12 protein-coding genes are annotated in these 15202 nt (G+C 56.7%); 6 read left to right on the forward strand and 6 right to left on the reverse strand.

Annotated features, from left to right (window positions below; translation table 11 throughout):
- The first annotated feature begins 40 nt into the window (after positions 1–40).
- Positions 41–1138 (forward strand): D-alanine--D-alanine ligase, encoded by a 1098-nt coding sequence (gene ddlA, locus AC2LB6_RS06845; protein WP_490092946.1) that lies wholly within the window; start codon positions 41–43, stop codon positions 1136–1138.
- Positions 1139–1158: 20 nt separating this feature from the next.
- On the opposite strand, the gene AC2LB6_RS06850 is transcribed toward ddlA, so the two are convergent.
- The 4 genes from AC2LB6_RS06850 to AC2LB6_RS06865 all read right to left on the reverse strand — a co-directional run bounded on the left by AC2LB6_RS06850 (position 1159) and on the right by AC2LB6_RS06865 (position 6346).
- Positions 1159–2580, reverse strand: coding sequence for a GGDEF domain-containing protein (locus tag AC2LB6_RS06850; RefSeq protein WP_490092947.1), 1422 nt, complete (start codon positions 2578–2580; stop codon positions 1159–1161).
- Between the two features lie 269 nt (positions 2581–2849).
- Complete coding sequence (locus AC2LB6_RS06855; protein ID WP_490092948.1) at positions 2850–4325, reverse strand: SulP family inorganic anion transporter; 1476 nt, start codon at positions 4323–4325, stop codon at positions 2850–2852.
- Positions 4322–4957 (reverse strand): carbonic anhydrase, encoded by a 636-nt coding sequence (locus AC2LB6_RS06860; protein ID WP_490092949.1) that lies wholly within the window; start codon positions 4955–4957, stop codon positions 4322–4324. The genes AC2LB6_RS06855 and AC2LB6_RS06860 overlap by 4 nt, the downstream gene beginning before the upstream one ends.
- A 579-nt stretch (positions 4958–5536) precedes the next feature.
- Positions 5537–6346: a 5'-nucleotidase, lipoprotein e(P4) family gene (locus AC2LB6_RS06865; protein ID WP_090966099.1), complete on the reverse strand. Its 810-nt coding sequence runs from the start codon at positions 6344–6346 to the stop codon at positions 5537–5539.
- Positions 6347–6452: 106 nt separating this feature from the next.
- Between AC2LB6_RS06865 and AC2LB6_RS06870 the strand changes: the two genes are divergently transcribed.
- Positions 6453–7160 carry a purine nucleoside phosphorylase YfiH/LACC1 family protein gene (locus tag AC2LB6_RS06870; protein ID WP_490092950.1) on the forward strand — a complete coding sequence of 236 codons (708 nt, stop codon included), beginning with the start codon at positions 6453–6455 and terminating at the stop codon, positions 7158–7160.
- Positions 7161–7361: 201 nt separating this feature from the next.
- Positions 7362–9380 (forward strand): oxidoreductase, encoded by a 2019-nt coding sequence (locus tag AC2LB6_RS06875; RefSeq protein ID WP_490092951.1) that lies wholly within the window; start codon positions 7362–7364, stop codon positions 9378–9380.
- On the opposite strand, the gene rlmG is transcribed toward AC2LB6_RS06875, so the two are convergent.
- On the reverse strand, positions 9381–10499 hold the full coding sequence (rlmG, locus tag AC2LB6_RS06880) for a 23S rRNA (guanine(1835)-N(2))-methyltransferase RlmG (protein WP_490092952.1): 1119 nt from the start codon (positions 10497–10499) through the stop codon (positions 9381–9383).
- Positions 10500–10582: 83 nt separating this feature from the next.
- Here rlmG and AC2LB6_RS06885 point away from each other — a divergent pair, with 83 nt between their 5' ends.
- Positions 10583–11086, forward strand: coding sequence for a M48 metallopeptidase family protein (locus AC2LB6_RS06885; protein WP_490092953.1), 504 nt, complete (start codon positions 10583–10585; stop codon positions 11084–11086).
- On the opposite strand, the gene AC2LB6_RS06890 is transcribed toward AC2LB6_RS06885, so the two are convergent.
- The gene (locus AC2LB6_RS06890) at positions 11083–12771 is read right to left on the reverse strand and encodes a chloride channel protein (protein WP_490092954.1); all 1689 of its coding nucleotides are present in this window, start codon (positions 12769–12771) and stop codon (positions 11083–11085) included. The two genes, AC2LB6_RS06885 and AC2LB6_RS06890, sit on opposite strands and share 4 nt — an antisense overlap.
- 146 nt (positions 12772–12917) lie before the next feature.
- Between AC2LB6_RS06890 and AC2LB6_RS06895 the strand changes: the two genes are divergently transcribed.
- Both AC2LB6_RS06895 and AC2LB6_RS06900 read left to right on the forward strand, forming a co-directional pair.
- Positions 12918–13904: a Gfo/Idh/MocA family protein gene (locus tag AC2LB6_RS06895; protein ID WP_490092955.1), complete on the forward strand. Its 987-nt coding sequence runs from the start codon at positions 12918–12920 to the stop codon at positions 13902–13904.
- 257 nt (positions 13905–14161) lie between these two features.
- Positions 14162–15130 carry a TerC family protein gene (locus AC2LB6_RS06900; RefSeq protein ID WP_090966116.1) on the forward strand — a complete coding sequence of 323 codons (969 nt, stop codon included), beginning with the start codon at positions 14162–14164 and terminating at the stop codon, positions 15128–15130.
- Positions 15131–15202 lie beyond the last annotated feature (72 nt).

The raw sequence follows: 15202 nt of genomic DNA on the forward strand, positions 1-15202 counted from the left end.
TGCTATCTTGTGGTTTTGATTTTTTCAGTGGGCAAAGTAGATGACAAAGTTGCGGGTAGGGATCGTGTTTGGCGGCAAATCGGCTGAGCATGAGGTGTCGTTGCAGTCGGCCAAAAATATCCTTGAGGCGATCGACAAAACCAGGTTTGACGTGGTGTTGCTGGGCATCGACAAACAGGGACACTGGCGTCTTAACGATGCGTCGAACTTCTTACTTAACGCTGAAAATCCGGCGCTGATCGCGCTGAATCACGCCGCTGAAGATGTGGCGCTGGTACCCGGTACGGCTCAGCAGCAGATCATCACCCGCCACAACGCCCATCCGCTGTCGCAAATCGACGTTATCTTCCCTATCGTGCACGGTACGCTGGGTGAAGATGGCTCCCTGCAGGGCCTGCTGCGTATGGCCTCGCTACCCTTCGTCGGTTCCGACGTGCTGGGTTCTGCGGTCAGCATGGACAAAGATTTTACCAAGCGCCTGTTACGCGATGCCGGTCTCAACGTCGCACCATGGCTGAGCGTCACTCAGGCACAACGTGCCCATCTGGATCCAGATACCGTGATTGCCCGCTTTGGACTGCCGCTGTTTATCAAACCCGCTAACCAGGGTTCTTCAGTGGGCGTCAGTAAAGTCGATAGCATTGAAGAATTTGATGCTGCGCTGGCGCTGGCCTTCTCCTTTGACCGCAAGGTGCTGATTGAACAGGGCATCAAAGGTCGGGAAATTGAGTGTGCAGTACTGGGCAACGATGCTCCCGAAGCCAGTCCCTGCGGAGAAGTGGTCGTGCATGACGCCTTCTACTCTTATGACACTAAATATATCTCTGAGAGCGGAGCGCAAACGGTGGTCCCGGCGGCCATTGCAGCGGAAACCAGCGATGCAATTCGAGATGTTGCCATCAAAGCCTTCTCCGCGCTGGAGTGCTTTGGCATGGCGCGCGTCGATGTATTCCTGACCGACGATGACGAGATTATAGTCAATGAAGTCAATACTCTACCCGGCTTCACCAATATCAGTATGTATCCGAAACTCTGGCAGGCAGCCGGACTCAGCTATCAGGATCTGATAAGCCGTCTGATCGATTTGGCGATTGAGCGCCACCAGCAGGCCAGCACTCTGAAAAATAGCGTCAGCTAATTGAATCCGGCGGCGTGGCGCTAGGCCACGTCGCTGGTAATGGCGCGGTAGTTAACCGGTGAAGTCTGATTACGGCCATTGCGTTTCGACAGATAGAGATTTTTATCCGCCGCGGAGATTAGCCGGTTGATTACGTGGTGCCACTCCGCCGCCTCACCGGCACAGCCATGTGACAGCCCCAGACTGACAGTCACCGTGGCCGTACTGCCCTGCAGCCAGAACTTCTCTTTCGCCATCTTCTGGCGGATGCTTTCGGCAAGGAAATAGAGCTTTTCGGGGTTCTGATCGAACAGCACCACCACAAATTCTTCTCCGCCAAAACGGCAGATGCGCCCTTCTTTACCGACGACCCGCTGCATCCGGCGCGCGATCTCTTCCAGCACGCTGTCGCCCGCATCATGGCCAAAATTGTCGTTAATCGTCTTGAAATAGTCGACATCTAACAGGATCACGCCCACTTTGCGGTCCGGGAAGATAGGCTCCGCACGCAGGCTTTCATATAAGCCGGAACGCGACAGCAACCGGGTCAGGAAATCATAATTGGCGCGCAGTGCCAGCCGCTGATTCAGCTGACGAATCGCATCCATGCTCGCGGCCACAATCAGTGGGCTGATTGCGATAGTCGCCACGCCCAGCCGCGCTGAGGTCAGATGGCTGATCGGCAGCAGCGTGTCATCGTCCCAAATATTCATCACCCCATGAGAGACCAGAATGATCTCAGCGATGCCGGCCAGCAGAATAACCAGGCTGGTCAGCGGCATCGGCAACACGATGGCGCACCACACCAGCGCCGGAACCGGCAACGTCAGGCTGCCCGCGACGCCCATCATCGTCCCAATCATCATCGAAAGGACTACGGCAACAACCGGTGCCAGCTTGCGCATCTGTAAAAACTGGCGGGGCGACAGAGACGACCAGTCGCGCGTCAGTAAAAAGGGCAGCACCATTAGCCCCGTGGAAAACTGCTCGCTGAACCAGTCACCCCACGCCGTCGCCAGTCCGGCAGCGAAATCAGCCTGCTGAGCCAGTGCACCCCAGCTGGCACAGGCCAGCGCGGCCAACAGGCAGGCAGGGAAAATGCGCAGCACATTGGTAATACGCTCGCTGCCGGAGTCGTGCTGAAGATGCTTTATCAGCAGCGTCACCGCCACCAGCACAAACAGCAGGTTCGCCAGATTGAGAGTAAAGGCTGGGAGCGCCCAGCCTGAAAAAACGGTGTCGTTAAACACCATCGCGGCAAAGATGGCGAGGTAATAGCGGGTCCGATGCAGAAAAGGGTTCCGGACGATGACACCCGTGACGATCGCATTGACCGGCCAGAACAGTGACAGCTCCTGTGGGATGCGCAGGTGTCCGCCGATAAAGCTAAATAGCAACGTGACTAAAAACAGCGAAAAGACGTTCTTCTTAGCGTTGTGCTCTTCAAACAGCTGCATGCGCATACATCCGGACCTTGTCGCAGAGAGGCTGGCTGTCCACGTCTGCCTGCACAGGCGCGTGGTGTCAGAATGATTAAATCCTGGATACCCTCAATGTCATCCGGTGATCAAATCACCCTTCACAGACTGACTCAGGAAAGTGACCCTGAAGAGTCTAACCCCATCAGATGACAGTAAAAATTGGTGCCTTATTATGCCTCGCAAATAAAAAAATCGGATATCCGAGATATCCGATTTTTGCCTCTCAAACGACTTTACCGTTGCGTTTAGCGCTATTTTACCGCAACCGGCCACTGACTCAGGCGAATGCCGCGTTTATCAGCGTTATCGCCGAAATCTTTCAGCACCGCTTTAACGTCGGGATCGATATATTCCGCATTATCGTTATCGACGATGACCACGCTGTTCTCCGGGATCTCATCCAGCAATCCCTGCAGCTTTGGATTGTGCATAAAGGTCAGGTTCTGCTGAAAGCGCAGCACGTAGTGGTCGTCATAGCGGGTGAGCTGCAGTGCGTTGCGATGGCTCTTGTAGATGCTGTAAAGGATCTGCGTGGCGATACCGATACCAATACCGACCAGCATACCCAGCGTGATAATCCCGACGATGGTGGCCAGAAACGGCACGTACTGCTGTGCGCCCATCCGGAACTGCTCAACGAACAATCGCGGTGTCGCCAGCTTATAACCGGTGTAGAGCAGCACAGCAGCGAGGCTGGCCAGCGGAATGGCGTTCAGCATCTCGCTGAACCACATGCCGCAAATCAGCAGCAGCACACCGTGAATGAAGATCGACAGTTTGGTCTGCGCGCCCGCACTGACGTTAACCGAGCTACGCACTATCACCGCCGTTATCGGCATCGCACCAAGGAAACCCGCCGCCAGGTTACCGATACCCTGCGCGAACATCTCTTTGTTGGGCGACGGCGCGGGCGTCTGAGGACGCAGTTTTTTCAGCGCCTCCTGACTCAGCAGGGTCTCCAGACTGGCGACCAGTGCCAGCGTTACCGCAACCACCCAGACCTGCGGATTCTGCCAGGCCATCCAGTCAGGCGTTTCCAGTTCAGCCATCAGCGCGGAGACGCTGTCAAAAGCGGGCAGCGAAATACGCGCCAGTCCCTGGGTCATCTCAGGGAAGAGTCGCCCGCCTGCCACAGTAGCCAGGCAGCCGATCAGTACGGCTATCAGCGGGCCGGGGATCCAGGCCAGCGCTTTGATGCGTTTCACCGGCGCGGTGGTCCAGAGACATAAAATGGCTAATCCAACACCCGCTACCAGGATTGCGGGCAGCGAAAAGGTCATCTCGCCGGTCACCAGTGATACCAGCTCCGCATCGCCAGCGGCGCCCAGCGCCACCGGAATCTGCTGCATGATCAGCAGCAAACCGATCGCCGCCAGCATCCCTTTGATGACGCTGCCCGGCACCAGCGAAATAAACCGTCCGGCGCGCAGCAGGCCAAACAGACATTGCAGTGCACCGGCGATAATCAGCGCGGTTAGAAAGGCTGAGAAACTGCCCAGTGATGCCATTGAGGCAACAACGATGGTGACAAGGCCCGCTGCCGGGCCGCTGACTGCAAACCTCGACGGACTCAGCGAGGTGACTACCAGGCCGCCAATCACGCCGGTCAGCAGACCGGCAAACGGCGGTAAGCCACTGGCCTGGGCGATGCCAAGACAGAGCGGTAAGGCAACCAGAAACACCACCAGACCCGCCGGGATGTCGCGGCGCAGGGTATCGAGGTTCATAGTGAAGGCTCCTCTGCAGATTGATGAATCAGCTCTTTGAGATGACCGGAGCGCAGGTCATAAACACAACCAAACACCTCCAGTTCCTGGCCCGATTGCCAGATTTGCCGGACCGGTTCAGATTTCACCAGCCTGGCGAATTGCGCCTTAACGTTGGCCTCAACCAGCCGATTAAGCTGTTCACCCGGCTCAGCGTCTGAGGCAGGACTTTCTGCCAGACCCTCCTGAATATCATGACGTAGCGTCTGAATGCGTCTCGCCAGCGCGCTCTCCTGCCCGTCCAGCACACTGCCCGGCAGATTTTGCGCGGCTTCTACCCCACCGCAGCCATAATGGCCGCTTAATACGATGCGTTTAACACCGAGAAAGAAGAGCGCGTATTGCAGCACGCTCAGTAAATTGTCGTCATCCTCAATCACCATATTGGCGATATTACGATGCACAAAGAGTTCGCCAGGATGGGAGCCGGTTAATACCTCAGCCGGAACGCGACTATCAGAGCAACCTATCCAGAGTGAGTGCGGCTTTTGCTGATGAAGGAAATTTTTAAAATAGTCCGGATTACGCTGGCGGCGCTGTAATGCCCAACTGCGATTTTTCGCTAATAAGGGTTTAAGTGTCGTCACATTCATCTTCTCTCTACTACCGGGATGTCGCATCCTGGCTAACCACAAAGTGTATCGGCTCACAAATAAAGCGTGAGCCGCCAGGTAAATAAGAACTAAGTCACAGAAAAAGGTTATAGCCGCTAACCATTGCCAATGCACGGGCAATATTTCACAGCACTTCACCCTCGTGGCTTTTGTCAATTCACCGTCAGTAAGAGTCAGGGTTACGTAAATTTAATTAAGCAGGGGAGATAGAAGGAATTAAGGAAGTTTAATTTTTAAATGATTTAAATCAATAACATAAAACCATGAACATATTAAACTAAAGTTATTGCTGACAAATAAATACAAGCATTAACAGAGTGGATATTTACTGCCATACCAACCGGCTCCCTTTTCACCAGGAATACTCTTAATTAAAAAATTAACCATTAGCACAATCCACCGGCTTAATTGCTTATAGCCAGTCAGATAGACCTGCACTGAGTTAAGAATGGAGCAAGAGATGATTAATTTAATTTGCAGGAAAATAGTGACGGCGGTAAGTAAATCAGGACCAAATATAAACAGAGCCTGAACGAGCAGGCTCTTTTTCTTGACGAATTATTTACCGTTCCAGCTTTGCAGGCGTGATTCCCGCACCGACAGCTGCTGTTCCGGCGTCAGCTTATTGTAGTTTTCCGCCATTCCGCTCTCCCAGTCGCCGTAGAGTGGATTGGGCAGCACGATGAACTGGGTACCAAACTGCTGATGGTTGAGATTCACGAAATCGCGACGCGTCTGATTACCCTTATGCCAGGTCGCCCCACCGAAATCGTTGAGGTTATCGCCGACGTAGAGCACCACGTTATAGCCCGCGTTTTTGATGGCATCGAAACGCGCCTGCTTGTTGGAGCTATCGGTATTCAGACGTACCGTTTTATCACTGACATTCGGGAAGCCGAGCTGCTGCATGTTGGCGACCGTGGCAGCGTAATCTTTCTGATCGCGGTTCGACACATAGAACAGCGTGCCGCCATTCTCTGTGACATGACGAGCGAACTCGACCGCGCCAGGCACCGCTTTCGCCTGACGCGCCTGCGTCCAGGCTGACCAGGTTTTGCTGCTGAACGGCTGGCCATTCTTCGCCTGCCACGCGCTGTAGGCGCTGTTATCCAGCATGGTTTCATCCAGATCGACAATCACCGCTTTGGGTTTGCCGGTCAGTGACGGCGCCTGATCAAACGCCATGCGCGCGGTGTTAAATGCCTGCCAGGTCAGCGCCTGATATTCGCCAGACTGCTGGAACCAGTTTACCGCCAGCACCGATTGCTGGCCGAGTTGCTGTTGCGCGGTCTGATGTGTCGACGAGGCGCAGCCGGTAAGCAGCAGCGCGACCAGCCCGGATGCTGCGAGTTTTGCGGAGGTTTTCATCATTTCATCCTTAAGGTGAGAAAGGTCTGAGGAGAAGCTTCAAAAATGTAGCAGTTAACGTAAGCTGTGGGCAGCCCAACGCACGCTGTTATAACAGGAGATTCTTATGGCCGTGATCCCGCGCTCGCCGTTGCTCGATTCGCTGGAGTGGCTCGATTATGCGTTTCAGCCAGCCGGTGAGCCACCTCCCGCCGATGCCGCCTATGGACATCAGCGCCACAGCGCAACCGTGGTCACCGATAGTGAGAACATTCCGCCCAAAAGCTGTGAGTCCGATGGCGTGATCGGCAGTGGAACGCGACCGGTGGCGGTTTACACCGCCGATTGCCTGCCGGTGCTGTTCGCCGACCGTCAACAGCGGATCGTGGCGGCGGTGCATGCCGGACTTAAGGGCACGCTGGCGGGTGTGCTGACCCGCGCCGTGGAAAAACTGGGCGAGCAGGGCTGCAACCCGCAGGATCTGATGGTAGCGATTGGCCCGTCGATGGGCCCCTGCTGCTATGAGCTGGCCGAACCGCAGCTGGTGGAGATTGCGCAGAACCCAGCGTTTGCCGCCGGGCTGCGCTGGCACCGGAATCAGCCGGTAAACCCACAATCACTACGTCCTCAGGCCTCTGCCCATCAGCAGGGCGTCTGGTTCGATCTGCCTGCACTGGCGACGCAGCTGCTGGTAAACGCGGGTGTGACGGCCGCGCAGATCGACAACGTCAATGTCTGCACCTACTGCATGGCCGAGAGCGGTTCCAGCTACCGCTTTAATACCCACCATGGCAGCGGTTATCGCTCGCGCTATTCGTGGATCCAGCGGCGTTAACGGTTTCAGAGCCAGAAACATCAAAAGCCACGCACGCCACGGATGGCCGTGTTGCTTAAGGCACAGGCTCCCTGCGCCCGCTCGCCCTACTCACCTGCCGATGTTTATGATTTCACTCACACCCTGACATTCTTTCACTTTTTTTTAACGCAGAAGTGGCTAGAGTAAACTCATCCGACCACTTTACTGTGAGTGACTATTATGTCCGTCAATCCTGATTATCCTGCGCTGTTTACGCCGCTGGATCTTGGCTTTACCCGACTAAAAAACCGCTTTCTGATGGGGTCGATGCACACCGGCCTGGAAGAGCATCCGGATGGTGCAGCCCGGCTGGCGGCGTTCTACGGCGAGCGGGCGCGGGAAGGCGTCGCGTTGATCGTCACCGGCGGCATTGCTCCCAATACGCAGGGTGTTACGACCGCACATGGCGCGATGCTCACTGACGAGGCGCAGTGCAGCTGGCACCGCCAGATCACGGAGGCGGTGCATCAGCATCAGGGCAAAATCGCCCTGCAAATCCTGCACACTGGCCGTTACAGCTATCAGCCTGATCTGGTTGCGCCCTCGGCACGCCAGGCACCCATTAACCCATTTACGCCACAGGCGATGAGCGAGGCGGCGATTGAACAGACCATTGATGACTTCGCACGCTGCGCCCGGCTGGCCCAGCAGGCGGGCTACGATGGTGTGGAGATTATGGGTTCCGAAGGTTACCTGATTAATCAGTTTCTGGTGAAACACACCAATCAGCGCACCGACCGCTGGGGCGGCGACTTCCGCCAGCGGATGCAGTTCGCGCTGGCGATTACCCGCGCGGTTCGCGCCGCAACCGGCGACGCTTTTATCATCATCTTCCGGCTGTCGATGCTCGATCTGATCGAAGAGGGCAGCACGCTGGAGGAGACGCTGCTGCTGGCGGGCGAGCTGGAGCAGTGCGGCGTCACGCTGTTCAATACCGGCATCGGCTGGCACGAAGCGCGCATCCCGACCATCGCTACCTGCGTGCCGCGCGCGGCCTTTGCCTGGGTGACGCAGCGCTTGCGCGCCCATGTTTCGGTGCCAGTGATCGCCACCAACCGCATCAACCATCCCGCTGTCGCTGAGGAGCTGCTGCAGTCGGGCTGTGCCGATATGGTGTCAATGGCGCGCCCTTTCCTCGCCGACCCCGCGTTTGTCAGCAAAGCGCAGCGCGGCGAACCGGACAGCATCAACACCTGCATCGCCTGTAACCAGGCCTGCCTTGACCAGGTATTCGCCGGTAAAATCACCTCCTGCCTGGTCAATCCGCGCGCCTGCCATGAGTCGCTGATGCCGGTTATCGCCAGCACCGCACCGCGCAGGCTGGCGGTGGTGGGAGCCGGTCCGGCCGGGATGGCGTTTGCGCTGCAGGCGGTGCAACGCGGACATCAGGTGACGCTCTATGAGGCCGCGCCAGAGATTGGCGGTCAGTTCAATATTGCCCGGCTGATTCCCGGTAAATCTGAGTTCAGCGAAACGCTGCGCTATTTCCGGCATGAGCTGGCGGCCGCAGGCGTGACGGTTCAGACCGGCTGCAGGGTGACGGCGGATCAGTTGAGTGACGTCGACGAAGTGGTATTGGCGACCGGCATTCAGCCGCGTACGCCCGACATTCCAGGCATCGACCACCCCAGCGTGCTCAGCTATCTGGAGGTGCTGCGCGATAAGCGCCCGGTGGGTAAACGGGTAGCTATTATTGGCGCAGGCGGCATTGGCTTTGATGTGGCGGAGTACCTGTCGCAACCCTCGCATGATGAAGATCTGGCGGCGTTCTATACGGAATGGGGCATCGACCATAGCCTGACGCAGCGTGGCGGCGTGATGAAACCTGAGCCGCCAGCCGCGTTACGGCAAATCTGGCTACTGCAGCGCCGATCGGGCAAACCGGGCGCCGGGCTGGCAAAAACCACCGGATGGATCCATCGTGCCAGTCTGCAGGCGCGCGGCGTGGAGATGTGGGGCAGCGTAGAGTATCTGGCAATAGATGACAGCGGCCTGCACCTGCGGCGCAACGGCGAAACGCTGCTGCTGGAGGTCGATAACGTGATTATCTGTGCCGGACAGGAGCCGCAGCGCGAGCTGGAAGCCGCGCTGCGTGCAAAAGGACAGGTGGTGACGGTGATAGGCGGTGCAGATGTGGCGCAGGAACTGGATGCGCGCCGCGCGATTGCGCAGGCGACGCAGCTGGCCTTGTCGGTCTGACTAGCGCATTTTCACCGCACGCAGCACCACAAACTTCTGATTTGAGGCGATCAGCGTGCAGTTGCCGAACAGCTTCTTCAGCTTGTGGTGATAATCGAGGTGGCGGTTGCCGACAATGCGCAACTCGCCGCCATACTGAAGGCAGCGTTTCGCATCGCGGAACATCTGCCATGCCAGATGATCAGTGACGGCATGCTGCTGATGGAACGGCGGGTTGCAAAGCACGGCGTGCAGCCGATCCGACGGATAGCCGCTCAGTACGTTGTTCACCAGGAACTGACAGCGCGACAGGTCATCAGGGCGGTTCACTTCCACATTAAGCTTGCTGGAGGCGACCGCCATGTAAGACTCATCAAGGAAATGCACCTCAGCCTGCGGATTCTGCTCCAGCGCCACCAGTCCTACCACACCGTTGCCACAGCCCAGATCGACAATCTCGCCTTCAATGTTTTCCGGCAGATGCTGCACAAACAGCCGTGCGCCGATATCCAGCGAAGCGCGCGAGAAGACGTTGGCGTAGTTGTGAATCTGATAAGGCGTGCCATCCAGCGGCCAGACCAGCGTCGGTGTGGCCTCACGCAGTTCAGGCTTGCTGAACTGGCTGTAGATCAGGCGCGCTTTTTTCCACGCCAGTGAGGTTTTGGTTTCACCGATGATCTGTTCGAACAGCTGCAGGGTAGAGTTATGGATCTCTTTGGCGCGCGCCGCCGCCAGAATCACCGTATCGGGTGTGACCACTTCGCGTATGGCGCGCAGCTGGTGCTCCAGCAGCGCCAGAGTTTTAGGCACCTTGATCAGCACCGCCGCCGGGGCCGCAGGCAGTTCTGCCAGGCTATCAACAAAGTGAACCTCGCTGTCATCCATCTCATTAAGAGTCAGATTCTGACGGGCGGCCTGCTGGCTCAGCCAGGAATCGCTGACGTGCCAGACGGTGCGTGGATTCAGGGCGCAGGTTAATGCCCCGAAACTGTCGTTGAAGACCAGCACCGGCCCTTCCGGCAGCGCCTGCTGTAACAGATATTCATCAGCCGCATCCCAGGCTTGTAATGGACTTTCGTCACGCATCTGCGGGAAGCGATGCAGGATCAGTGTGCGATCGTTCAGTTCAAGTTGGCTCATGAATTCTCCGGCGTGGTACACTTTGGTTGATTTTCGCCCCAAAATCGGGGGCGCAGTATACTGTCTTTCGCCTGGAATCCCTAATGTCCTCACTGATCTACCTTCAGGGTTATCCTGCTCCCCTTCTTGAGCAGGTTCAGACGCTGATCACCCAGCAGCGCTTAGGTGCGTTTCTGCAGGAACGCTATCCCGACACCCACGATGTGATGAGTGATAAAGCGCTGTATGACTACACCCAGGCGCTGAAAAACCGCTATATGCGCAACGCACCGCCGATCAGCAAAGTGATGTGGGATAACAGGATTAAGGTGATGAAGCATGCACTTGGCCTTCACACGTCCATCTCACGGATTCAGGGCGGTAAACTCAAGGCGAAAGCGGAAATCCGCATCTCGACCTTTTTCCGCCTCGCGCCGGAGCCGTTTCTGCGGATGATCGTGGTGCATGAGCTGGCACACCTGAAAGAGAAAGATCACGACAAGGCGTTCTACCAGCTCTGCTGCCATATGGAGCCGGATTACCACCAGCTCGAATTTGATGCCCGCCTGTGGATGACAGACCAGGCAATGCGCGGCAACGCAGCTTAAAGAAATTCCTGCGCTTTCTGAATCAGGCTGGTTTTGGTCAGCGCCCCCAGAAAGCGTCGCTCCTGGGGATTATTCAGCACCGGCAACCGCTCCAGCGTCACCGCCGCAAATGCCTCCCACCCCTCACGCATACTCTGATTCTGATAGACCACCGGGAAATCCTGATCCATGACGCATTGTACCGGTGAGTCGAGAGTAATCTCCTGCGCCAGCACCCGGCGTGAAATCTCATGGATCGAGACCACGCCGAGGAAAGCACCTGCGGCGTTGATGACATAGACGTAACGCTCACGCTTCAGCGAGCTGACCGCCAGCGCCTGCCCCACTGACTCCTCCGGCTGCAACGCCGCACCGGGAATAATCAGCTCAGCTATGCGCATGTTATCGAAATCATATTTCGCCTCTGAACGGCTGAAGTGATGACTTACGACAGGATAGGTACTGGCGGACTGCAGGCGATAGACCACCATCGACGCCAGCACAGTGGCAATCATCAGCGGAAACAGCAGGCTGCTGTTGAGCGTCATCTCCAGCACCATCAGCATCGCCATCAACGGCGCCTGACTGACCGCCGCCAGCACCGCCGCCATACCAATCGCGGCATAGAGCAGCACATTGCCGAGCGGCAGATGCAGCGCTGCCCCCACCGTCGCGATGATTACCCCAAGCAGCGCGCCAATCAGCAGCGAAGGCGTAAAGAGTCCGCCGACGGCGTTCGACCCCACCGACAGGCTGGTCGCGAGGGTTTTCAGCACCAGCAACAGCAGCAGACCCGGCAGCAGATAGTTGCCCGCCATGACTTTGACGATGACTTCGTAGCCGTTGCCGAGGATATCGGTGGAGATCAGTGCCAGTAAGCCCACCGCAAAGCCGCCCGCACCCAGACGCACTGGCAGCGAGGCGACCCGGCTGAACAGCACTTTGCTGCGGGTGATGCATTTAATCAGAATCCAGCCCGCCAGACCGGCGCTCAAACCAATCACCACCGTCATAAGCAGGCTGCTGAGATCCATGACGAAGCTCGCGCCCGCCAGCGGATAGAGCGCGCTGCGAAAGCCCAGCGCCCACATGGTCATCACCGCTGTTGCTGAGGCGATAATCAGGGGGATCAGTCGCTGCAACGCGGAAATACCGAAGGCGATCTCCGCGACAAAAATCGCCGAGGCCAGCGGCGCATGATAGACCGATGCGAGACCCGCTGCGGCCGCCATTGCGACCACATCGCTGTTTTTCAGGTTAAGAGATGCCGGTAACAGGCGGCCAATCGCGCTGCCGCACAGTGCTGAGAGCTGCACCATCGGCCCCTCTTTACCTATCGACGCGCCGCTGCCGATACTGGCAATCGACGATAAAGCACGGAATAGCGAGGTTTTAGTCGGCACCGCATCAAGCCGGGCATTGATCACTTCAAGGTAATCCGTTTTCACCGTCTGCTGCTGCTCAATGGCAACTGCATAACGCAGAAAATAGCCCGCCAGTACGCCGCCCGCCCCCACCAACAGCGGCCAGAAGATCCACGGCCAGAGATGCAGGGATTCGGTTATTTCGCCACTGCGGGCAAACAGCAGATGGTTGATCAGTTCAATCACGCCGCGGAAAGCCAGCGTCACCAGCGACGCCGCACACCCGACCGGAATGGCGATCAGAAGTGTGCTCCAGTTTAATGCGTGCTTACTTGCTTTCACCTGCGCTCCCTGGTTGGTACATAAACATCATCGCTTCCGCATATTATTGGAATGCGGATCGCAGGATCAATCCCTGCCCGCCCGGCACCATTGCACAGCGTCGGGGAGATGTTACTCTGCCGCTTTAACGCTGCCGGAGAGATGACGTGATTCGTTTTGCTATTGTGGGAACAAACTGGATTACACGCCAGTTTATTGATGCCGCTCATGAAACCGGAGCGATGAAGCTCTGTGCGGTTTATTCACGTAGTCAGCAGCAGGCCGACGCCTTTATTGCAGATTATCCCTGCAAACAAACCTTTACTTCACTGGAAGCCCTGGCCGCCAGCCCGGAGATCGATGCGGTCTATCTTGCCAGCCCCAACGCTCTGCACTGCCAGCAGGCGCTGTTGTTTATGTCGCACGGCAAGCATGTAATTTGCGAAAAACCGCTGGCCTCGAATCTGACGGAAGTGGAGCAGATGATTGCCTGCGCCCGTGAGCATCAGGTGGTGCTGTTTGAGGCATTTAAAACCGCCAGCCTGCCGAATTTCAAGCGGCTGCAGCAGGCGCTGCCTGACGTGGGTAAACTGCGAAAAGCGCTGCTGAGTTACTGCCAGTACTCTTCACGCTACCCGCGCTATCTCAACGGCGAGAATCCCAATACCTTTGATCCGCGCTGGTCGAACGGCTCGATTATGGATATTGGTTATTACTGCCTGGCCTCGGCAGTGGCACTGTGGGGCGAACCAGAACGCGTGCAGGCCACCGCGACGTTGCTTGCGAGCGGCGTGGATGCGCATGGTGTGGTGGTGCTGAGCTACGGCGATTTCGACGTGACGATTCTGCATTCGAAGGTGAGTGATTCCAGCCTGCCCAGCGAGATTCAGGGTGAAGCGGGCTCGCTGGTGATAGAAAAGTTATCGGAGTGCCAGCAGCTGACTTTTGTGCCGCGCGGCGCGGAAAAGCAGACGTTGAGTGAGCCGCAGCATATTAACACCATGCTGTATGAGGCCATCGCTTTTGCCCGGCTGGTTGAGCAACGCCAGGTGGACCACCCTTCGCTTGAGGTTTCGCGGATTACTGCGTCGCTGCTGACTGAGATACGCCACCAGACCGGCGTCATCTTCCCGGCCGATCAGCCTGCTGTGTAAATATTTCTAAATATGTCTGAGAGGTATTGCTTCCTGTGCGGCTAAACCGTAACTTACCCTCCTGCAAAGGGGAGTAACTTGTAAGCTGATTGATCGTCACTACGATGCGAAAGCATCCGGTCATCAGGCAACCCGGAATCCATTTCTGTGTTGTAAGTGAGACCTTGCCGGAAGGCGAGGTTTGCTTACACAAAAATAAGCGGCTGGCGTCTTCTGACTTCAGCCGTTTTTTTTTCTTTTTAAGACAGGATACGAATATGCAAACTGTGGGTACGCCTTTACTGTGGGGCAGCTTTGCGGTTGTGGTGCTTATCATGCTGGCTATCGACCTGCTATTGCAGGGACGCCGTGGCGCGCAGACCATGTCTTTCAAGCAGGCGGCCGTCTGGTCGCTGATCTGGGTTTCCGTCTCACTGCTGTTCAGCGCCGCCTTCTGGTGGTATCTGGAGGGCAGCGCGGGACGTGAAGTTGCTAATACGCAGACGCTCGCCTTCCTGACCGGTTACGTGCTGGAAAAAGCGCTGGCGGTGGATAACGTCTTCGTCTGGCTGATGCTGTTCAGTTACTTCTCTATTCCGGCCAACCTGCAGCGCCGTGTACTGATTTATGGTGTATTAGGCGCTATCGTGCTGCGTACTATCATGATCTTTGCCGGTAGCTGGCTGGTCACGCAGTTCAGCTGGATCCTTTATGTGTTCGGTGCCTTCCTGCTGTTTACCGGCGTGAAGATGGCGCTGGCGAAAGAGGATGACGGTGCGGTCGGCGACAAACCGGTGGTGCGCTGGCTGCGTAAGCATTTACGTATGACCGATGATCTTGACGGCGAGAAGTTCTTCACCCGCAAAAACGGCGTGCTGTTTGCAACCCCGCTGCTGCTGGTGCTGATTATGGTGGAACTCAGCGACGTGATCTTTGCCGTCGACAGTATTCCGGCGATCTTCGCCGTCACTACCGACCCGTTCATCGTGCTGACCTCAAACCTGTTCGCTATCCTGGGCTTGCGTGCCATGTACTTCCTGCTGGCGAACGTAGCGGAACGTTTCTCAATGCTGAAATATGGACTGGCAATTGTGCTGGTGTTCATCGGCTTTAAGATGCTGATTGTCGACCTCTACCATATCCCGGTCGGTATCTCGCTGGGTGTGGTCGGTGCCATTCTGGCATCAACCCTGCTGATTAATGCCTGGGTTAACCGCAAAAGAGACCAGAAAAAGATCGCACCATAATTACCTGCAGGGGCAGCGGATGCCCCTGTTTTATTTTGCGACAGCCTGTCACGCCATTTCATCCCTCTGTCA

The sequence above is a fragment of the Pantoea sp. RCC30.1 genome (assembly GCF_058148845.1).